At 61.2% G+C, this 19543-nt stretch carries 18 protein-coding genes; 15 read left to right on the forward strand and 3 right to left on the reverse strand.

Annotation, left to right across the window (positions count from 1 at the left end):
- The first annotated feature begins 25 nt into the window (after nucleotides 1-25).
- The 5 genes from CH289_RS27245 to CH289_RS27265 all read left to right on the forward strand — a co-directional run bounded on the left by CH289_RS27245 (nucleotide 26) and on the right by CH289_RS27265 (nucleotide 7009).
- Nucleotides 26-1615, forward strand: a complete 1590-nt coding sequence (locus tag CH289_RS27245) for a class I adenylate-forming enzyme family protein (protein WP_179276884.1) — start codon at nucleotides 26-28, stop codon at nucleotides 1613-1615.
- 114 nt (nucleotides 1616-1729) lie between these two features.
- A complete protein-coding gene (locus tag CH289_RS27250) occupies nucleotides 1730-2938 on the forward strand; it encodes an acetyl-CoA C-acetyltransferase (RefSeq protein WP_094728974.1) in 1209 nt (402 codons plus the stop codon).
- 9 nt (nucleotides 2939-2947) lie between these two features.
- Nucleotides 2948-5098 (forward strand): 3-hydroxyacyl-CoA dehydrogenase NAD-binding domain-containing protein, encoded by a 2151-nt coding sequence (locus CH289_RS27255; RefSeq protein WP_094728976.1) that lies wholly within the window; start codon nucleotides 2948-2950, stop codon nucleotides 5096-5098.
- The gene (locus CH289_RS27260; RefSeq protein WP_094728978.1) at nucleotides 5091-6233 is read left to right on the forward strand and encodes an acyl-CoA dehydrogenase family protein; all 1143 of its coding nucleotides are present in this window, start codon (nucleotides 5091-5093) and stop codon (nucleotides 6231-6233) included. Before CH289_RS27255 ends, CH289_RS27260 begins: the two co-directional genes overlap by 8 nt.
- Nucleotides 6230-7009, forward strand: coding sequence for an SDR family NAD(P)-dependent oxidoreductase (locus CH289_RS27265; protein WP_094728980.1), 780 nt, complete (start codon nucleotides 6230-6232; stop codon nucleotides 7007-7009). Before CH289_RS27260 ends, CH289_RS27265 begins: the two co-directional genes overlap by 4 nt.
- A gap of 132 nt (nucleotides 7010-7141) precedes the next feature.
- Here CH289_RS27265 and CH289_RS27270 read toward each other — a convergent pair whose 3' ends face one another.
- Complete coding sequence (locus tag CH289_RS27270; protein WP_094728982.1) at nucleotides 7142-7762, reverse strand: TetR/AcrR family transcriptional regulator; 621 nt, start codon at nucleotides 7760-7762, stop codon at nucleotides 7142-7144.
- Nucleotides 7763-8039: 277 nt separating this feature from the next.
- Between CH289_RS27270 and CH289_RS27275 the strand changes: the two genes are divergently transcribed.
- The 7 genes from CH289_RS27275 (at nucleotide 8040) to CH289_RS27310 (ending at nucleotide 15317) form a co-directional block, all read left to right on the forward strand.
- A complete protein-coding gene (locus CH289_RS27275; protein WP_218828475.1) occupies nucleotides 8040-9014 on the forward strand; it encodes a thiamine pyrophosphate-dependent dehydrogenase E1 component subunit alpha in 975 nt (324 codons plus the stop codon).
- Nucleotides 9011-9997, forward strand: coding sequence for an alpha-ketoacid dehydrogenase subunit beta (locus CH289_RS27280; protein ID WP_094728984.1), 987 nt, complete (start codon nucleotides 9011-9013; stop codon nucleotides 9995-9997). Before CH289_RS27275 ends, CH289_RS27280 begins: the two co-directional genes overlap by 4 nt.
- A gap of 14 nt (nucleotides 9998-10011) precedes the next feature.
- Nucleotides 10012-11430, forward strand: coding sequence for an aromatic ring-hydroxylating oxygenase subunit alpha (locus tag CH289_RS27285; protein WP_094728986.1), 1419 nt, complete (start codon nucleotides 10012-10014; stop codon nucleotides 11428-11430).
- 8 nt (nucleotides 11431-11438) lie between these two features.
- Nucleotides 11439-11789, forward strand: a complete 351-nt coding sequence (locus CH289_RS27290) for a 2Fe-2S iron-sulfur cluster-binding protein (protein ID WP_094728988.1) — start codon at nucleotides 11439-11441, stop codon at nucleotides 11787-11789.
- 41 nt (nucleotides 11790-11830) lie between these two features.
- On the forward strand, nucleotides 11831-13234 hold the full coding sequence (lpdA, locus tag CH289_RS27295) for a dihydrolipoyl dehydrogenase (RefSeq protein WP_462052419.1): 1404 nt from the start codon (nucleotides 11831-11833) through the stop codon (nucleotides 13232-13234).
- A gap of 22 nt (nucleotides 13235-13256) precedes the next feature.
- Entirely contained in the window at nucleotides 13257-14204 is a 948-nt protein-coding gene (gene lipA / locus CH289_RS27300; protein ID WP_094728990.1) for a lipoyl synthase, read from the forward strand.
- 285 nt (nucleotides 14205-14489) lie between these two features.
- Nucleotides 14490-15317, forward strand: a complete 828-nt coding sequence (locus tag CH289_RS27310) for a mycofactocin-coupled SDR family oxidoreductase (RefSeq protein WP_094728994.1) — start codon at nucleotides 14490-14492, stop codon at nucleotides 15315-15317.
- A gap of 659 nt (nucleotides 15318-15976) precedes the next feature.
- Here the strand turns inward: CH289_RS27310 and CH289_RS27315 are convergent.
- Both CH289_RS27315 and CH289_RS27320 read right to left on the reverse strand, forming a co-directional pair.
- Nucleotides 15977-16972, reverse strand: coding sequence for a hypothetical protein (locus tag CH289_RS27315; RefSeq protein WP_256977605.1), 996 nt, complete (start codon nucleotides 16970-16972; stop codon nucleotides 15977-15979).
- Between the two features lie 199 nt (nucleotides 16973-17171).
- Nucleotides 17172-17378: a hypothetical protein gene (locus CH289_RS27320; protein WP_008720325.1), complete on the reverse strand. Its 207-nt coding sequence runs from the start codon at nucleotides 17376-17378 to the stop codon at nucleotides 17172-17174.
- A 125-nt stretch (nucleotides 17379-17503) separates the two neighbouring features.
- Here CH289_RS27320 and CH289_RS27325 point away from each other — a divergent pair, with 125 nt between their 5' ends.
- The 3 genes from CH289_RS27325 to CH289_RS27335 all read left to right on the forward strand — a co-directional run bounded on the left by CH289_RS27325 (nucleotide 17504) and on the right by CH289_RS27335 (nucleotide 19529).
- A complete protein-coding gene (locus tag CH289_RS27325) occupies nucleotides 17504-18319 on the forward strand; it encodes a DNA/RNA non-specific endonuclease (RefSeq protein ID WP_256977607.1) in 816 nt (271 codons plus the stop codon).
- Between the two features lie 65 nt (nucleotides 18320-18384).
- Complete coding sequence (locus tag CH289_RS27330) at nucleotides 18385-18891, forward strand: hypothetical protein (RefSeq protein ID WP_094729001.1); 507 nt, start codon at nucleotides 18385-18387, stop codon at nucleotides 18889-18891.
- Entirely contained in the window at nucleotides 18888-19529 is a 642-nt protein-coding gene (locus CH289_RS27335) for an RES family NAD+ phosphorylase (RefSeq protein ID WP_256977608.1), read from the forward strand. The genes CH289_RS27330 and CH289_RS27335 overlap by 4 nt, the downstream gene beginning before the upstream one ends.
- Nucleotides 19530-19543: the final 14 nt, after the last annotated feature.

Below are 19543 nucleotides of genomic sequence, written 5' to 3' on the forward strand. Positions count from 1 at the left end.
CGGGCCTTCCGAGAGAATGAAAACGATGAATGCCAGTAAGTCCTACCGTCCTGCTGTGGTGTCGACTGATCTGATCGACACCACAGTCGGGGATCTTCTCCTCGCCGCGTCGGCGGAGACTCCGTTCGCTACGGCGGTCGTCGAGATCGACGCAGCCGACGGCCGTCACTCGTACACGTACGCAGAGTTGCTCGATGCAGCGACCCGGACCGCGCACGAGCTGCAAAGGCGCTACGAACCCGGTGAACGAATCGCGATCTGGTCTCCGAGCTCGCTCAACTGGGAGGTTGTACAGTTCGCCGCGGCCCTGGCCGGGCTTGTCGTCGTGACCATCAATCCTGCGTACAAGGCATCGGAACTCGAATATGTTCTTCGCCAGTCGGGATCATCAGGATTAGCGATGGTGAGCACCTACCGAGGGACCGACCTTCGGGAGATACTCGACAGCGTTCGCCCGGCTCTTCCCGGACTGCGGTACGTCCACGACCTCGACAATTGGAACCCCGATCCCTCCCCCGACGTCCAATTCCGCGACGTAGATCCGCACTCCGCCGCGATGATTCAGTACACCTCGGGCACTACGGGTGCACCCAAGGGTGTTCTGCTCTCTCATCGGGGCATGGTGAACAACGCGCTGCTCTTTGCGTGCCGGTTGGGAATCGGCAACGGCCAAACCTGGCTGAATCCACTGCCGATGTTTCATCTCAGTGGATGCGGATTCGGAGCTATGGGTTCGATGTGGACCCGTTCGACGCATGTCGTGTTTCCTTTCGAAGCCCGGCGCGCGCTGAGACTGATCGAATCCGAACGCGCCGGGTTCATGCCCGCGGTACCCACGATGCTTCATGACATGCTGAACCATGCGGACTTCGCTTCGACGGACGTGAGCTCGTTGAAAGTGGTGATGTCCGGAGCCACCACGGTTCCGCCGGAGGTGGTTCGCCGCGTCGAAGACGATTTCGGAGCGAAGTTTGCGGTCGTTTTCGGACAAACCGAGGTCAGTGGTGTGATCTGCCAGTCGTTCCCCGATGACTCCATCGAAGACAAGGCAGAGTTTGTCGGAAAGCCTCTGGATCACACGGAGATTCGAGTCGTGGACGACGACGGAGACGTCGCCGAGTGCGGGATCTCGGGCGAGATCCAGATCCGAGGATTCGGGGTGATGATCGGTTACTACGATGCGCCGGATCAGACGACGGCAGCACTACTTCCCGATGGCTGGCTGCGAACCGGTGATCTCGGTTCGATGGACGAGCGCGGGTACATTCGTGTGACCGGCCGACTCAAGGACATGATCATCCGGGGCGGCGAGAACATATATCCGCGTGAAATCGAAGACAGGTTGTACGAGCATCCGGACGTGGCGGACGTCGCGGTACTCGGCATTCCTGACGAGCGGTGGGGCGAACAGGTCGCGGCTTTTGTCCGACTGGTCGAACGCGCGGACACAACGGCTGAACAGCTCAGCGAATTTCTCAAATATGACTTCACCGCCACCAAGGTGCCTCGGATTTGGGTTGAAATCGACGAACTACCCCTGACCCCGTCCGGGAAAATCCAGAAATATGTTCTGCGCCAACAATTTCTGGACGGAACGCACACCTTGATGCCCTGATCCGGACTGCCGTCGCCGAACGCGACGACGGCGTACTGACTTCACTATCCCATTACGCTGCAGCGCCTGAACAATGCGCGCAGCCTGTGATGCTTCGAGGAGGGCTCTATCGCTATGCCTCACCCAGTTTACGTCTACGACGCTATGCGAACACCCCGCGGTAAAGGCCGCGGAGGTGCGCTACACGGTGTCAAACCGATCTCTTTGGTCACCGGCCTACTACGCGCCTCCGAGAGTCGAGTGGAAGGGTTCGACCCGACCCAGGTCGACGACCTCGTGCTGGGGTGCGTCAGCCCCCACCGAGATCAAGGAGCCAACATTGCCCGCACCGCGATTCTCGCGGCGCACTGGCCCCAGACTGTCGCAGGAATGCAGCTCAACCGGTTCTGCGCCTCTGGTCTCGAGGCGGTGAACATCGCCGCCCAGAAGATCGCGTCCGGGTGGGAATCCTTGGTCGTCGCCGGCGGCGTGGAGAGCATGTCGCGGGTTGCGATGGGCTCGGACGGCGGTGCGTGGGCCGCTGATCCAGAGACGAATCTGGCGTCCGGTTTCGTTCCGCAAGGCATCGGCGCGGACTTGATCGCCACCCTCGGCGGATACTCACGCATCGATGTAGATACGTACGCAGCACGGTCCCAAGGGCGTGCCGAAAAGGCCTGGTCCGAAGGATACTTCGATAGATCGATCGTTCCGGTACTGGACCTGAACGGCACTACGATCCTCGACCACGACGAGCATCGACGCCCCGCGACGACCGTGGATTCATTGGGTCGCCTCAAACCGGCGTTCGCCGAACTCGGCAAGGTTGGTTTCGATGCAGTAGCACTCGAAAAATACCACTGGGTCGATCATATCGAGCACGTGCACACAGGCGGAAACTCGTCGGGCATCGTGGACGGCGCGTCGTTGGTGATACTCGGAAACGAAAGCATCGGCAAGCAACTTCAGATGATACCGAGGGCCCGAATCGTGGCGACCGCAATAGTGGGAACCGAGCCGACCATCATGTTGACAGGACCGGGACCTGCAGCTCGCAAGGCCCTGACGGTAGCCGGCCTGACGCCCGACGACATCGATCTCTTCGAGGTCAACGAAGCGTTTGCGTCGGTGGTCATGCGGTTCATGAAAGATCTCGACATCAGTGACGAGCGAGTAAACGTCAACGGCGGTGCTATCGCATTGGGCCATCCACTCGGTGCCACGGGTGCGATGTTGGTAGGCACTGTGATCGACGAACTCGAGCGACGTGACCTGCGTCGCGGACTGGTGACGCTGTGTGTAGGCGGCGGCATGGGGATCGCCACAATCGTCGAACGCTACTGAGGAGATCTGATGAGCGACAGTACTATTCAGTGGAGCGAGAACGACGGAATCGTCACCCTCACTCTCGATGATCCGACACAGTCGGTCAATACCATGAACGCCCGCTACACAACATCGATGGCGCACTGTCTGGCACGCCTGAACGCGATGGGACCAACACTGTCGGGAGTGATCCTGACGTCGGGAAAGAAGACGTTCTTCGCCGGTGGCGACCTACACGACCTGGTCAAAGTCAGCCCCGACGACGCGCACTCCTTGACCGAATTCACCACCGAAACGAAGAACCAGCTTCGCTCGCTGGAAACCCTCGGAGTGCCCGTCGTAGCGGCGATCAACGGCAGCGCTCTCGGCGGCGGGCTGGAACTGGCTCTTGCAGCCCACCACCGCATCGTGCTGGACGCGCCACACGTCCGAATCGGTCTACCCGAGGTGACACTGGGACTACTGCCCGGAGGCGGCGGCGTAGTCCGAACCGTACGACTCCTCGGATTGGACACGGCACTGGACGAAGTGTTGCTTCCCGGTAAGACATTTCGGCCCTCAGCTGCGTATGCCCTCGGACTTGTCGACGAGATCGCATCGAGTCGAGATGACCTGATCGACCGTTCACATGCCTGGATCGCGGCTAACCCTGATGCTCGCCAACCTTGGGACTGCGGCGCTGGTGTTCCCGGCGGCACCGCGTACGAGCCTGCGGTCGAAGGCACCCTCGCCGCTCGGACGGCGGGACTACGCGCCCGCAATCACGGTGCTCCCATGCCTGCTCCTGCGGCAATATTGTGCGCCGCCGTAGAGGGCACCCAAGTCGACGTCGATACGGCATTCACCATCGAAACGCGATACTTCGTCTCCCTGGCTACCGGGTTCATTGCCAAGAACATCATCCAGGGGTCGTTCTTCGATGCCCACACAGTCCGATCGGGCGCCAACCGACCAGATCAGGTTCCAGCGCACCTCGCGCACGAGGTCGCCGTCGTCGGCGCTGGAATGATGGGCGCAGGTATCGCTTTGACGGTTGCGTCCGCCGGTTTGACTGTGCATCTGAAAGATGTCGACCTCGCCAGGGCAGAGCATGGAAAGCTGTACGCAGAAAAGGCTCTGAACAAAGCCGTCAAGTCTGGTCGACTCACCTCGGCAGGCGCAACGGAAATCCTTGCCCGCATCCAGCCGACCGCCGGTCTCGCTGGCCTGTCCAACGTCGACCTGGTAATCGAAGCAGTGTTCGAGGACCCGGCTTTGAAAGCCGGGGTGCTCAGTGAGGTGCACACTGCTGTCTCCTCGGACGCTTTGATAGCTTCGAACACCTCGACTCTGCCGATCGCCGGTCTCGCGACCGCCGTCGATCGACCCGAGGATTTCATCGGCCTCCATTTCTTCTCCCCAGTCGATCGTATGGATCTGGTTGAAATCGTCGTCGGGGCCGAGACCAGCGAGAAGTCCGTCGCCCGCGCTTTCGATTTCGTACGCCAACTGGGCAAGACGCCCATAGTGGTGAGCGATGGCCGCGGATTCTTCACCAGCCGGGTGATCTTGAGAAGGTTGCTGGAAGCAGCGGCGATGGTCGGCGAAGGCATCTCACCGACCTCGATCGAAAGGGCTGCGCTCCGTGCGGGCTACCCCGTCGGTACGTTGACCCTGCTGGACGAGACGACGTTGACACTGCCCCATACGATCTACGGACTGTTCCGGGACGATGCCCGTGCACACGGAACTGAGTTCGCGGAACACCCAGGTGACGCTGTGTTGGCAACACTTATCGGTGCCGGCCGCTCCGGCCGCGCGGCCGGAGCTGGCTTCTATGACTACACCGACGGCCGGAGGACCGGATTATGGCCCGGACTGGAGACACATTTCGGTCCGGCAGCGGTGGTGGACGACGTTCAGGAACTGGTCGACCGTCTGCTCTTCGCCGAAGCACTCGAAACTGCGCGATGCCTGGAGGAGAGGATCCTGCGCTCGACCGCCGACGCCAATGTGGGCTCGAGGTTGGGAATAGGGTTTCCTGCCTGGACCGGTGGCGCCGCGCAGTTCATCGCCGGATACCCAGGAGGAGTCGGTGCCTTCTCCGAACGGTCACGGCAATTGGCAGACCGTTACGGCTCCCGATTCACTCCACCGTCCTCGTTGAGCACGCGCCTGGAGGCGAGAACGGATGCGTAGAACTCTCTACGAGGACGACCACGAACAGTTCCGCCGCGGGTTCCGCGCCTTCTTGGACCGAGAAGCAGTGCCGCACATCGACTCTTGGGAAGACGCTGGCACGCCCGACCGTGGTTTCATCGTCAAAGCGGCCGAGGCGGGGTTCCTAGGGTTCGAACTACCGGTTCAGTACGGTGGCCTGGACATCGACGACTTTCGATACAACGCGGTCGTTGCCGAGGAAGTCGTCGCTTCGGGTATGGCGGGCGACACCTTCAGCATGCAGAACGACATCATTGTGCCGTACCTGCTTCGACTGACCACCGACGAGCAGAAGGCCCGGTGGCTGCCCCTGTTCACAAGTGGACGAGGTGTCACAGCGCTGGCGATGACCGAGCCAGGGGCGGGGTCCGATCTCGCTGCCATCACGACCGCCGCGCGACGCGACGGTGAGGATTTGATCCTCAACGGTTCGAAGACGTTCATCACCAGCGGAGCAACCTGCGACCTCGCGATCGTGTTAGCGCGAACCGGCGAAAAGGGCAGTAAGGAAACAAGTCTGGTAGCGGTCGAATTCGGGACTCCCGGATTCGAACGGGGCCGCCCGATGCACAAGATCGGGCGCAAGGCGCAGGACACGGCCGAGTTGTTCTTTACAGATTGTCGGGTGCCGATCGCGAACATCATCGGCGAAGCGGGTGCAGGCTGGCGGCACGCCAAGGCCAATCTGGCCCGCGAACGTTTGTCGATTGCCGTGTCGGCTGCTGCATCGGCCCGGCATGCGCTAGAACTAGCGGTTGCTCACACAACGACACGCAGCGCGTTCGGAGGCCCGTTGTCGGACTTGCAATCCATTCGCATCTCGTTGGGAGAGATGCACGCCGATATCGCAGTAACGCAAGCTTATCTCGATCGCTGCATCGGTGCGCTCAACGCCGGCGAACTGACAGCGGTGGAGGCGGCGGTAGCAAAATTCAAAGCTACCGATCTCCAGTGGGATGTCGTCGATCGCACGCTGCAAATGTTCGGTGGATACGGCTACATGGAGGAGTATCCGATTGCGCGGATATGGCGGGACGCCCGCATTCAGCGTATTTACGGCGGCGCCAACGAAGTGATGAAAGATATTGTCGGACGAGGACTGGTAAGACGATGACCCAGGGTGAACTCAGTGGACGGACTGCCGTAGTGACCGGAGGATCGCGGGGGGTTGGCCGTGCGGTCGCGCTCGCGTTGGCACACAAAGGAGCAGCTGTTGCCGTCAACTACCGTCGTGACCAAGACTCTGCTGCAGACGTCGTCGCGCAGATCATTGCTGCCGGTGGAACCGCACGTGCTTACCAAGCAGAGATCGGCGACGCGGCGAAAATCCAAGCGATGGTGGAAGAGATCCGTCACGACCTCGGGCCCATCGACATCGTGATCAGCAATGCGGGAATCTCGAGCCGCGGGCACGACGTCGCGGACACTCCTCACACCGAGTTCGAGTCCTTGATGAAGGTGCACACCTGGGGGCCGATCCAGTTGATCCAGGCGCTACTGCCCGACCTCAGGCAGGCCGAGAGGGGCGATATCGTGATGATCTCGAGTGCGGCCGTAGCCACTGCGCCAGCCGGAGCTGCGGCGTACACGATGGCCAAGGCCGCGATGGAAACGTGTGTCGCGACGCTGGCGCGGGAGGAACGCCGCAATGGAATACGTGCCAACATCGTTGCGCCGGGTCTGGTATCGACCGATATGGGCCGTCGGCTCGTGAACGCTGCGGCAGGACACGACATACAAGACCTGAACAGTTCGGCCCCGTTCGGACGCGTGTGTACTCCAGACGACGTCGCGGGGGCGGTGAACTGGTTGGTTTCCTCGGACGCCAGCTACGTCTCGGGTCAGAAGATCGGTGTGGACGGTGGGGGTCCGGAGGCCTCTGTCTTCTGACTCTCGTACGTTTCAGCGGTGTCGTCGCTGCAGATGTGGCTACAACCCGCGTTGATCAGATGCGCAATTTCCAGGGCGGGCGCGCAAGTCCTGTACGGCCAGGGGCTCGCGCGAGTCCTGTACGGCCAAGGGCTAGTGGCGGCGACCGAATCCACTGGAGAGTAGCTCCACCAGACTTTCGGACATGTGAGCAGCGTATTCGGGGTCGTCGTTGGAACGTGTGTCCATGGCGATGAAGAAGTGCGATCCGAAGATGACCAAGGACAGCAAGCGTGGATCGATCTGCTGATTGACCGACTTCAGTGATATGTCGAGGGCATCGGCAACTCGACCGATACTCGGCCCGACGAGACGGTCGTAATAGTTCTGGGATCCGCTGTTGCCCTCTGCAGACATGACAGCACCAAGCAACGGCGCGATTTCGGTCATCAAATGTGCTGTTTCTTTGTGGAACTGACGGGCCTGATCTACGCGGTTCTTCTCCCCTACGGCGCCGGCGTACGTCACTGCGGCCGTTTCGACCCGCTTCACCAACTGCTCGAGGACATCGACCACGGCACGTTCGAACAGTACGTCCTTGCTCTTGAAGTATTTGAAGATCGTCCCCTCGGCCACCCCCGCTTGTTCGGCGATCGCTTTCGTCCGAGCTCCTCCCAGACCAGTCTCACTGAAGACCTCACGCGCAGCACGAAGAATCGCCTCTTGCCGCTCTTCGGGAGCGAAACGTTGCAGCTGTATTTGTTCGTCTGGCATATGAGCAGGCTATCAGTTGATGAGCAATCACTCACTCGCAGCGTCCTCCCGTCATTTCTCCCCAAGGGTGAGATCGCGAGATTCGTCCCGGATTCACTTGCGCTTCGGCGTGGCTCGAGTCACACTTGGCCTGAGTGAGTAATTACTCATACATCTCGAAGGTACGTCTCGCTCGGTATTCGGACACGCGAGCGCCGAGCCGGACAGCCCCGCTCTCGTTGTATCGACCGCGCGATCGTCGCGGACTTCTCTGAGCGATCAGAAGAAAGAGGCCACATTGAGTATCGATCTGCTGACCCGTTTGGGAATCTACGAACGGATGTACCGAATCTTCCGAACCGACACCGAGGTTCGAGGACTCATCATGGGCGGTAAGGCCTCGGTGATCTACTATTCGCCACGCGGCCAGGAGGCGATTCCCTCGGCCCTGTCTGCCTTGCTCACCAACGAGGACACGATAACCACGACCTACCGAGGCATGCACGACACCATTGCCAAAGGCGCACCGCTCCGCGAGGTCGTCGCCGAAATCATCGGACGCGCAGGAGGAACCAGCCGCGGCAAGGGTGGGATCATGCACCTGAACGACCCTCGCTGCGGCGTCATGGCGACCTCCGGCATCGTGGGAGGGGCGATCCCCATCGCCAACGGCCTTGCTCTGCGCGCGCAAATGACCGGTAGCGACGCGGTCACGCTGACGTACTTCGGTGACGGCGCAACCAATATCGGAGCCTTTCACGAAGCTATGAACATGGCGGCCGTATGGAAGCTACCGGTGCTGTTCGTCTGTCAGAACAACGAGTACGGCGAATACACCCCTCGCATGGAGTCGATGAACGTCGACCGAATCTCCACCCGTGCGGACGCCTACGGCATGCCCGGAGTAACCGTCGACGGAAATGATCCCGATGCGGTCTACCAGGTCGGCGCGGAAGCTGTTGCACGAGCACGCGCCGGGGACGGACCGACACTGATCGAGGCCAAGACTTACCGCTTCATGGGTCACGTGTTCGGCTCGGACACGATGGCGTACATGCCCAAGGACGAGCGCAAAGCCGCGGTTGCCGCCGACCCGGTGCCGGCCTACAGAGTCACACTCCTCGGAGACGGTGCCTCCGAGGACGACCTCAAGGGAATCGAAGTATCGGTCGATTCGGAAGTCGCCGACGCAATCGAATTCGCACTCGCGTCCCCGACCCCTGATACCGACGATCTCTATACCGATGTCTACGCCGAGGTGGTACCAGCATGAGCGCGACCAAGATGAACATGATCCAAGCATTGGCTGAGACTCTCGATCGCGCCCTCGAAACCGATCCGGACGTCTTCCTCATGGGCGAGGACATCATCGACCCCGTCGGCGGGGCATTCGGCATCACCAAGGGTTTGTCGGCGAAATACGGTCGCGACCGCGTCCGCGAAACCCCCATCTCCGAACAGGCCATCGTCGGAGCGGGTATCGGTGCGGCCATGGCCGGTGCCAAACCCATCTGCGAAGTGATGATCGCCGACTTCTATGCGGTCTGTCTCGATCAGGTGGCCAACCACGCTGCCAAGCTGCGCTACATGTCGGGCGGGCGAACGACCGTCCCGATGGTCATCAGGGGCATGCTCTCCGGCAACTTGAACTTCGCCGCGCAGCATTCACAATCTGTCGAGTCCTGGCTTATCCACGTGCCAGGACTCAAGGTTGCTATCCCGTCGACACCCGCAGACGCGAAAGGGATACTCACTACCGCCATCGAAGATCCGGACCCCGTCATAATCTTGGAACCGGTGGCACTGTACGGCGTCTCCGGCGACGTCCCTTCCGGGGATTACCGCGTGCCGTTGGGCAAAGCCGCGGTGGCCCGCGAGGGCAGCGATGTCACCGTCATCGCGTACGGCACTCAGGTGCCGCTGGCCTTGGACGCCGCGGATCGATTGGCCGTGGAGGGCATTTCGGTGGAGGTCGTCGACCTCCGGTGGTTGCAGCCCTGGGACGAGCAAACGGTGCTCGAATCCGTCCGCAAAACCACCCGCGCGGTCGTTGCTCATCAGGCAGTCCGGCGCGGAGGCTTCGGGGCCGAAATCGCCGCCGTGATCCAAGAGAGCCTATGGGGTGTCCTGAACGCACCCGTAGCTCGAATAGCGGCAGCGAATACACCAGTTCCTTTCGCCTCCGAGCTCGAAAGCAAGCATTTTCCCAACATCGACGACCACATTGCGGCTATCCGCAAGTCCATAGCCAGCTGAGAAAGGATCCAGCGATGAGCACCGAGACCCACCGTCCGATCAGCGCCGAGAACCAGCAGTCCATGCCTACTGTCCAGGGCTACCTCAAACTCGATCGCGGCCACATTCCGGACGCATTGTTCGAACAGTCCACCCACGACCTCGGCAACGATCCGATCGACAAACGGGTGTACACGACCCGCGAATTCCACGAGATCGAACGAGATCGCCTCTGGAAGAGAGTCTGGCAGACGGCGTGCCGCGAGAACGATATTCCCGAAGTCGGAGACCGGATCACCTACGACATCGTCGATCAGTCCATTGTCGTCGTTCGTTCGGCGCCCGATACCTTTCACGCGTTCCACAATGTGTGCATGCACCGCGGCAACCGACTCGTCGACCCGGATGTCGGGGACTCGATGAACAGCACCGAATTCACCTGCAGCTTCCACAAATGGAGCTATAACCTCGACGGAAGCATCAAAGAAATTCCGTGCCGATGGGACTTCCCGGCGGTCCGCGACCAGGACGTACACCTGTCCGAGGTCAAAGTCGCGACGTGGAACGGGTTCGTGTTCGTCAACCTCGATCCCGAGTGCGAGCCATTCGAGCAGTTTCTCGGCGACACACTGCCTGATCACTTCGAGAACTGGCCGCGCGGTCGCTCGTTCAAAGCAGCACACGTAGCAAAGGTCGTTCCGTGCAACTGGAAACTTGCAGCGGAAGCGTTTCTCGAGATCTACCACGCCGTAGGAACACACACCTCGTTCCTGATGTACTCCGGAGACTGCAACGCTCAATACGACTTCTGGGGCAAACACGCCCGCATGATCTCCTGCGTAGGAGTACCGAGCCCGCATCTCGGAGACGTCGACGACCCGCAGATCATCGTGGATGCGATGATCGGCGACTCGATCAGCAACATCATGAACGAAGGCGATCTAGCGAACATGCCTCAACTACCGGAGAACGCCACGCTCGAAGACGCGCGCCAGATGTGCGCCGACTTCGTACGAGGGTCCATGACAGCGATGTCCGGAGTCGACTACACCAACTACAGCGACTCGGAAATGCTCGACGCCGTTCAATACTTCGTCTTCCCCAACCTGGTCCCCTGGGCCGGAAACGCCTTCCCACTGTGTTATCGGGTGCGACCGAACGGTGATGACCACGAGTCGGCGCTCTTCGAAGTCATGATTCTCACCTCCATCCCCGAAGGTGTACCACTGCCCAAGGACACCCCCATGAGAATGACACCACCCGATGAGCCGTGGGGCGAAGCCAAAGAGCTCGGCGGAGTCGGACCGATCATCGATCAAGACATGGTCAATCTGCTCAAACTGCAGCGCGGGGTCAAAACTGACGGACTCAAGAACGTCCACTTCGCCAATTACCAGGAACGCAACATCCGTCATCTTCACAATAACCTGGCAAAGTTCGTTTCCGAGAAGTAGAGATTCGCGTGCCCGAGAACATCGACCGCACCCACGAGGTGCAGGTGCTCCCGAGCGGTCTACAACTCGAAGTGCATCCGGGTGAATCGCTCATGGCCGCCGCCGATCGACTGGGTTATAGCTGGCCCAACATCTGCGGTGGCCATGCGATTTGCGGTGTCTGCAATGTACGGGTCATACACGGGTCGGACAACGCGGACCAACTGACCACGGACGAACGCACGCGGCTGAGACTTCTCGGCCGCGCCGGCGACACCGCGATACGACTAGCGTGCCAACTAACCGTCACCGGGCCACTGACGGTGTACAAGCGCGGAATCAGACCACCCTCGACCGATCCGGCCGCTGACGACCCATAGATCAGTGAGTGAGAACGCGGCCCCACAGAAAGTTCACCTTCTTGTCTGGAATACATTTCGACGTCGTCGTCATCGGCGCAGGTCCGGGCGGCTACGTCGCAGCAATACGGGCATCGCAACTTGGACTGACCACCGCCGTCATCGAAGAAAAGTACTGGGGTGGAGTGTGTCTCAACGTCGGATGCATACCGACGAAGGCGCTGCTGCACAATGCAGAAGTTGCACGACTGGTCACCAAAGAAGCAGCAACCTATGGAATCAACGGGGAAACCAGCGTAGATTTCCGCGTCGCGTTCGATCGAAGCAGGAAAGTTGCCGCTGGACGCAGCAAGGGGGTGCGCTACCTGATGAAAAAGAACGCGATTGCCGAATACAGCGGCCGTGCTGTATTTCTCGATGATCACTCAATTCAGGTCCACGGGACCGACGATACCGTGATCACTTTCGATCATGCCATCGTGGCGACGGGTGCTACGGCACGCCGACTACCCGGAACCAACTCCACCGAGCGCGTCGTCACCTACGAAGAGCAGATACTTTCACCCGAGCTACCCAGCTCGGCAATCATTGTCGGCGCAGGACCAATCGGTGTCGAATTCGCCTACATACTCAGCAGTTATGGCGTCGAGGTAACCATCGTCGAATACGCGGATAGAATCCTGCCACTGGAAGATCGAGACGTTTCATACGAGTTGCAGAAGCGATACAAGAGACTGGGCATCAAGGTGATGACTTCCACGTCTGTAGGAGCGGTGACCGAATCGAACGATCGGGTCACTGTATCGGTGTCGAGCGACAACGAGGTCCGCGAACTTCAGTGCGACAGATTAATTCAGGCAATCGGTTTCATACCCAACACCAGTGGTGTAGGTCTCGAAGCAATAGGAATCACCGCACACCCCGGCGACGCAATAGACGTCGATGCGACGCTGCGCACAGCCTGCGATACCGTCTACGCGGTCGGAGATGTAACCGGCAAGCTCATGCTTGCCCACGTCGCGGAGGCCCAAGGTTTCGCCGCTGCCCAACACATCGCCGGAATGCCCACCCCCACAATCGACTACACCATGATGCCCCGAGCCACGTTCAGCCAGCCGCAAGTGGCCAGCTTCGGATGGACCGAAGAACAAGCGCGAGAGCGTGCCGAGCAACAGGGATGGAACGTAGCGAGCGCACACTTCCCCTTCATGGCCAACGGGAAAGCCCACGGTTTGGGACGGACTGACGGATTTGTCAAAGTACTCAGCGATAGCAATTCGGGATACTTGCTCGGTGCGCACATGGTAGGCCCAGACGTCACCGAGTTGCTGCCCGAGCTCACACTGGCCCGTTCGGCAGGAAACACGGTTTCCGATCTTGCAGCCAATGTTCACGCGCACCCGACCCTGGGAGAAGCGCTACAAGAAGCCTTTCACGGCCTCAACGGACACATGATCAACCTATGACTACCCATCCGAGGTGCGACGCATGACAGTGACTCCGCAGGGCCGCAAACTCTTGCGGATCGAAGTACGCAACCAGCAGACCGCGATCGAAAGAACACCACCGTGGATGAAAACGCGAGCCTCGATCGGCCCCAAATACGCCCAGCTCACTGAACTTGTCGGTAGTCAGGATCTGCACACCGTATGTGAGGAAGCAGGCTGCCCGAACATCTTCGAATGTTGGGAGAACGGCGAAGCCACCTTCTTGATCGGGGGTGACCACTGCACTCGGCGATGTGACTTCTGCCAAATCGACAGCGGCACGCCAGCAAAACTCGACCTGGATGAACCTCGAAGAGTCGCTGAAAGCGTTCAGGCAATGGCGCTCAAATACGCCACGATCACCGGTGTCGCACGTGACGATCTGGCGGACGGCGGCGCCAAGCTGTACGCCGAAACCGTCCGGGCGATCAAACGACTCGACCCTACAATCGGAGTCGAACTGTTGATCCCGGATTTCACCGGCATCGCTGACCAACTGAGGCTGGTGTTCGACTCACGCCCCGACGTGCTCGCGCACAACCTCGAAACCGTTCCCCGCATCTTCAAACGAATCAGACCAGGATTTCGCTACCAACGAAGCCTGGACGTTCTGAAGTCCGCCAGCGACTATGGATTGATCACCAAATCCAACCTCATTCTGGGTATGGGCGAGACCATGGACGAAGTGCGAAACGCGTTGTACGACATGCGTGAGGCAGAATGCGACATCATTACGATTACCCAATACCTGCGGCCCTCGCCCCTCCATCATCCCGTTGCGCGATGGGTTCACCCTGAGGAATTCGACGAACTGGCCCGATACGCCGACGATCTCGGATTTGCGGGCGTTCTCGCCGGTCCACTGGTCCGGTCCTCGTATCGTGCCGCGTACCTGCACGCGCAGGCATCGGGCCGTGAAGCGATCGGCACTCGAACGGAGGACCGGTGAACGAGCTACACAAGACCGAGGACGAACGAATCGTCGACTATGCCCGACGGTGGCTTCCATTCGGTGTGTGCAACCTCGAAGACACGCTGGTCGAATTCGGACTCACCCCCGACCAGTATCTGAGTCGACTCGGCGGGATACTCGAAGGCCTCACGACTTCGTCACTGACTTCTCGAACAAGGCTCGATCTCACGAAACTCCTCACCTCTACCAAGGACCTTCTACGCTCTTCGCGGCGATCAGGTCCCACGGCGATTCGCGAAAATACGAGAACAGGACCACACCATGGGAAACCTTGACGGACAAGTTGTACTAATTACAGGAGCAGCCCGTGGTCAGGGCAGAAGTCACGCTCTCCGACTTGCACGGGAGGGAGCTGACATCATCGCGGTCGACGCATGTTCGCCCATCGCATCGATCCCGTACCCCGCGGCTAACTCCGACGACCTGGCCACGACCGTCGCCGAGGTCGAAGCTCTGGACCGTCGAATCGTTGCCAAAGAAGTAGATATTCGGGATCTGGCGAGCCTGGAGCAGGCAGTGTCCGCCGGCGTGAATGAGCTCGGCCGCCTCGATGTCGTGATCGCCAATGCTGGGATTCTCTCGATGGCGCAGACCCTGGAGATGTCGGAGGACACTTGGGACGAGATGATCGACATCAACCTCACGGGCCAATGGAAGACAATCCGCGCTGCGGCTCCTCACATCGTTGCCGGTGCTCGCGGTGGCTCAATCGTGTTCACCAGTTCACTCGCGACGATGATCACCAGCGAGAATCTTGCTCACTACACAGCGGCAAAAGCCGGCGTCGTCGGGCTGATGCGTGTACTGGCGAAAGAACTTGCGCCGCTCAATATTCGGGTCAATACAGTGCATCCGACCACGGTGGGGACCGCCATGGTTCAGAACGAAGCAATGTACCGCCTGTTCAGGCCCGACTTGGAGAAGCCTGGACGTTCCGATTTCGAAGAGGTCGTGCAATCCCTACAAGGGCTTCCCGTCGCCACCATCGAGCCGATAGACGTGTCCAATGCGATTTACTACCTAGTCTCGGATTCTGGCCGATACATCACCGGGACAGAACACATCATCGATCCAGGCGGCAGGTTATAAAATCGAGGTGTACAACTGGGATCCAAACATGCAGACGAGACAGCCTCCGTGGTCCATCGCTTTCGGCGACAGCTCCTACATGGACCTGCTCTGAGAGACCCGAACAAGCGCGAGCGGCTGATCTGGATTCGAGCTGAGAAGAAATCGAAGTTATCCGGCTGAGCGCCTTTTGACGATCACAGGGATGTCGTTGATCAATGTCACTACTGCGAGTGGCGCCGCGCCTGATCTGCGCAGTAGCATCATCGACTCTGACTCCGGAAATGCGTGCCGGCATCCAGGTTGGCGCTACTTTTCGCGATCGTGCCTCCCGCTGCCAGCGGGTCGCCAGTGTCGAATACTCGCATGGCTCGTCGACGTCAAGTAGCGTGCACCGGATTGCGCTAGCAAAGGCAGTCCGATGCCCTTCGGTCGCCCGATTTCGACGGCACGATGTTCTACGGCGCCGGCGCGCCTTGGACGCTCAGGAGATCAGCGCAGCCGGTGTCAAGTACCTGCACGCGGCGCCGAGGTGGGTCGGTGCACCGGATCACGCTTGCGCACAACAGCATGCGGTCACCTGTGATGAGATGATGGTCATTGCCGATAAAAACTATTTCATGTCAGGTAGAACCGTCAGGACCTCGTGACGCTTCTGTGGGCGCCGGTGACAATGCGAATCAAGAGGGAGTGGCCTCGTCGCCCAACAGATCGAGGGTGCGCTGCAGGAGTGCTTCGATCCGGTCCTCGACGTCGTCGACCATGCCCGTGACATCGGCCAGCGCGGTGTGCGCGCGGCGCCGGGCGTCGACACCAGCGCGGTAGTAACCGTCATCGAGCTCCGGCGATACGGGGGCGTTGTCGGCAACGACGGCCCGGATGTGCTCGACGTCCGAGAGTGGATTGCTGATGCGGCGCCGCGGGGTGTGCAGCGGTGAGAGCCCGGTGCGGTGCGCGGCGATCACCGATCCGATCTCGGCAGCGGTCATCGGAGCGGCCGGCAACGGTAGGTGGCCCCACCGGTCGATCGGGACCGCGACCGGACCGCCGCGGTGCGGCAACGCGGTCACGTCGGGAAACGTGTTGCGCTGCAGATGCTCTGCGAGCAACGCGGTCGAGGGATACCGGTCGGAGAACTGTAAGACCGTGTGCCACCGCTCCCACACTTCGACCGGCTGGAAGCCAGTGACCTCGTGGGGGTCGATGCGGATGCGGTGGTGTCCGGCGATCCAGATGCTGCCCCCGTCGACGCTGACGTCGCCGCAGTCGAGTTCTGCAATAGCGTTGTAGGACAGGCCCGCTCCGGCCAAGAGAAGGAGTACGGCGTCGCGGCGTCCGAACAGCGCTGCCGTCGATCCGGACGTCGGCAGTGCGGCCGCAATGGCCTGGTACTGCGCGGCACGTCGGATGGTTCGGTCGGCGCGCGCAGAGTCCAGCGCGAGCCGCATCGAGGTGATCCGTCCGGGGGCGGGGTGGCCGGCGTCGAGGTGTGCGCGGTTGATCGCCGATACCCGGCGCAGCTGCACGGTGTCGCCGGCGGGGTTCTCGTCGAGGAACTGCGCCAACGTGATCGGCGAGGCGGGGAGCGGCGAGGTGTCGGCGGCCGCGCACCAATCGACGAACAGCGCCCACTGGTAGCGGTACCCCCTCACCGCACTCCCTTGTCTCGACGCCACCTGTGCGACGGTACCGGCCTGAACCGACAGATCAGGGTCAGCGGCGCCTGCGTTCCACCAGGATCTCCACGGCCCTATCCGGGTACGTCTCTGCCTTCACGGTGAAACCTGGTGGCCAGACGACAGTCACCGTGCTGATCGATGACAAGAGCCACAGGACCCATGCGGTCCTGTGGCTCGTCGACGTTGTGAGGAGGAACTACTCTGCGAGTTTGGCGATCGACTGCGCCCACAGGAAGTACTTGTTGCGCCCGAGATCGCCAATGGTCTTGATGTTGAACGCAGCTTTGAGGTGCTCGGCGTCGCCCGGGCTGACACCCTGCAGGGCCTCGACGGGTGCGTCGACGAGTTCGGTGAGCGGCTTGTCTTCGTACGCCTTGTCGAGCTTGTCAGCGATTCCAGCCATGGATATGCCTCCTACGTCTCGGGTGCTGACGCCCGGTTCGGGCGCCGCCATCCGAGGGTACGGAACCGTACCTGAGAACAGGGTGTGTTCACGTGCCCGTCACGATCGACCGGTTCACTGGCAGGGTGACCTCCCCCGCCGGCTACGACGCCACGTTCCTGTCCCCAATCGAACTCGATGCGCCCACGCGCACCGGGCTGGTCGTGCTGCCGTACACCCACTTCACAGTGGCGATCGATCCTGTCCGGCGTCTCGCGGCATCTACGGCGGTGAACATCGAGGGATCCCAGCTGCGTGAGGTCGAGCGCGGTGACGACTGGCAGCTCGATCCGCGGCTCCCGGCCGCGCAGCAGGCCGGCCCGGAGTTGTATGCCAGCAACAATCTCGACCGCGGGCATCTGGTGCGCCGCCGCGACCCGGTCTGGGGCACCGCCGCGATCGCCGAGCAGGCCAATGCCGACACCTTCCACTACACGGTGTGTGCGCCGCAGACCGCGACCTTGAACCAGTCCAAAACCCTGTGGCTGGGGCTCGAGGACTACGTGCTCGACCACGCCCGGCAGTACGGGCAGCGATTGTCGGTGTTCTCGGGCTGCATCTTCGCCGACGACGATCCGGTGTACCGAGGCGTTCCGATCCCGCGCCGGTTCTTCAAAATCGCTGCTTGGCAGGAGGATACGGTTCTTGCAGCGACGGGGTACGTCCTCGATCAAACTCCGTCGCTGGGCCCGATCCTCGAACGCCCCGCCCGCGCCGAGACCGCTACTCCTCCACTCGGCCCGTACCGGACCTTCCAGGTACCGATCGAGGACATCGCAGGCGCGACTGATCTGTCGATGGGCCAACTCGTTGCCGCGGATCGGTACGCGCTTCAGCCCGCTGCACGGCTCGAAGCCCGGCGGTGGACCGAACTGTCGTCCTACGCTGACATCGTCGTGTAGCACCAGAATGCGACTTCGGTTGACCTACTTGACTTGACCTGATTGACCTTAGTATCGTGGGTGGCATGAGCACGCCACTGCAGGACCTCGTCGCCGCCGAACTCGCCGCCAGCGGACTCGACGGAACCGAGCTGAACCCGAGCGATGTCGCGTACGTCGAGAACGGGATCCGCAGCGTGCTCTCCGGGCTGAAGGCGCGCCGTGCCTGGGAGAACCATATCGGCGCGATCCTCACCCACAAGCAGGTGTTGGACGTGACCGGGTGGACGAAACAAGCACTGAGCCAAGCAGTCCGCGATCATCGCGTGCTGCGACTGGTCGCCGCAGACGGGTCGGTGGGGTACTCCGTGGCAGGGTTCGACGACAACACGCCTGCACGGCCGATCCTCGGCATCAAAGACGTCCTGCGGGCGTGGGCAGGTACCGATGCCGGCGGGTGGATGGCCGCGTCGTGGCTGATGACCGAGCAACCCGAACTCGGCGGACGCACGCCGCGGCAGGCATTGCTGGACGGTGACGGGCCGTCGGTGGTAGATCTTGCACGCGCGGCGACCGAGCAGCTCGCCGCGTGAGCGCTCCGCGTACCGCACTGCATCTACTCGCCCCTCCCCCGCCGGATCACCTCCGTGATCGCTTCCCTGCCTTCAGGGTTCAGGCCGGCACGGAGGTGTTTCGCTGCCACAGCGCTACCCGCGGACCGTTGTGGTTCGCGAACGGCGGATACGGACGCTTCGACCTCGCCGACACCCATGGCACCTGCTACACCGCCGAGTCCGAACAGATCACCCTCCTCGAAACGTGGGGCGGGATGCGGGTCGTCCCGAGCACCGAACTCACCGCACGCGCAGTCACACGCCTTCAGGCAACCGCCACACGTGTACTCGCGGATCTGACATCGAACGCTGCTGCTCAGTTCGGCGTCACCGCAGAAATATTCAGCACTGGGAACTACCAGCTGACACAGCTGTGGGCGTCGGTGCTTCGCAGTGCAGGATTCGCCGGGATCCGATACTGGGCCCGGCACGACCTCGCACATACCCACGCCTGCCTGGCCCTCTTCGACACTGCCGGCGCCCACACATCCGCCGGCGACAATCCGCAGAGCTATGCGGTGACCACGACCGACACGCTCTCCGAACGACCAGACCTGATAGACGCACTACAACGCGACACCGGCATCACCGTTCTCCCCGTCCCACCGTCTCTCTGACGCTGACGGCCGGG

The organism is Rhodococcus sp. RS1C4, assembly GCF_002258225.1.
Lineage (GTDB): Bacteria > Actinomycetota > Actinomycetes > Mycobacteriales > Mycobacteriaceae > Rhodococcoides > Rhodococcoides fascians_E.

Coding starts and splice junctions, on each gene's coding strand:
- CH289_RS27245 (WP_179276884.1), top strand. CDS start 26: ATGAATGCCAGTAAGTCCTACCGTCCTGCTGTGGTGTCGACTGATCTG.
- CH289_RS27250 (WP_094728974.1), top strand. CDS start 1,730: ATGCCTCACCCAGTTTACGTCTACGACGCTATGCGAACACCCCGCGGT.
- CH289_RS27255 (WP_094728976.1), top strand. CDS start 2,948: ATGAGCGACAGTACTATTCAGTGGAGCGAGAACGACGGAATCGTCACC.
- CH289_RS27260 (WP_094728978.1), top strand. CDS start 5,091: ATGCGTAGAACTCTCTACGAGGACGACCACGAACAGTTCCGCCGCGGG.
- CH289_RS27265 (WP_094728980.1), top strand. CDS start 6,230: ATGACCCAGGGTGAACTCAGTGGACGGACTGCCGTAGTGACCGGAGGA.
- CH289_RS27270 (WP_094728982.1), bottom strand. CDS start 7,762: ATGCCAGACGAACAAATACAGCTGCAACGTTTCGCTCCCGAAGAGCGG.
- CH289_RS27280 (WP_094728984.1), top strand. CDS start 9,011: ATGAGCGCGACCAAGATGAACATGATCCAAGCATTGGCTGAGACTCTC.
- CH289_RS27285 (WP_094728986.1), top strand. CDS start 10,012: ATGAGCACCGAGACCCACCGTCCGATCAGCGCCGAGAACCAGCAGTCC.
- lipA (WP_094728990.1), top strand. CDS start 13,257: ATGACAGTGACTCCGCAGGGCCGCAAACTCTTGCGGATCGAAGTACGC.
- CH289_RS27310 (WP_094728994.1), top strand. CDS start 14,490: ATGGGAAACCTTGACGGACAAGTTGTACTAATTACAGGAGCAGCCCGT.
- CH289_RS27320 (WP_008720325.1), bottom strand. CDS start 17,378: ATGGCTGGAATCGCTGACAAGCTCGACAAGGCGTACGAAGACAAGCCG.
- CH289_RS27330 (WP_094729001.1), top strand. CDS start 18,385: ATGAGCACGCCACTGCAGGACCTCGTCGCCGCCGAACTCGCCGCCAGC.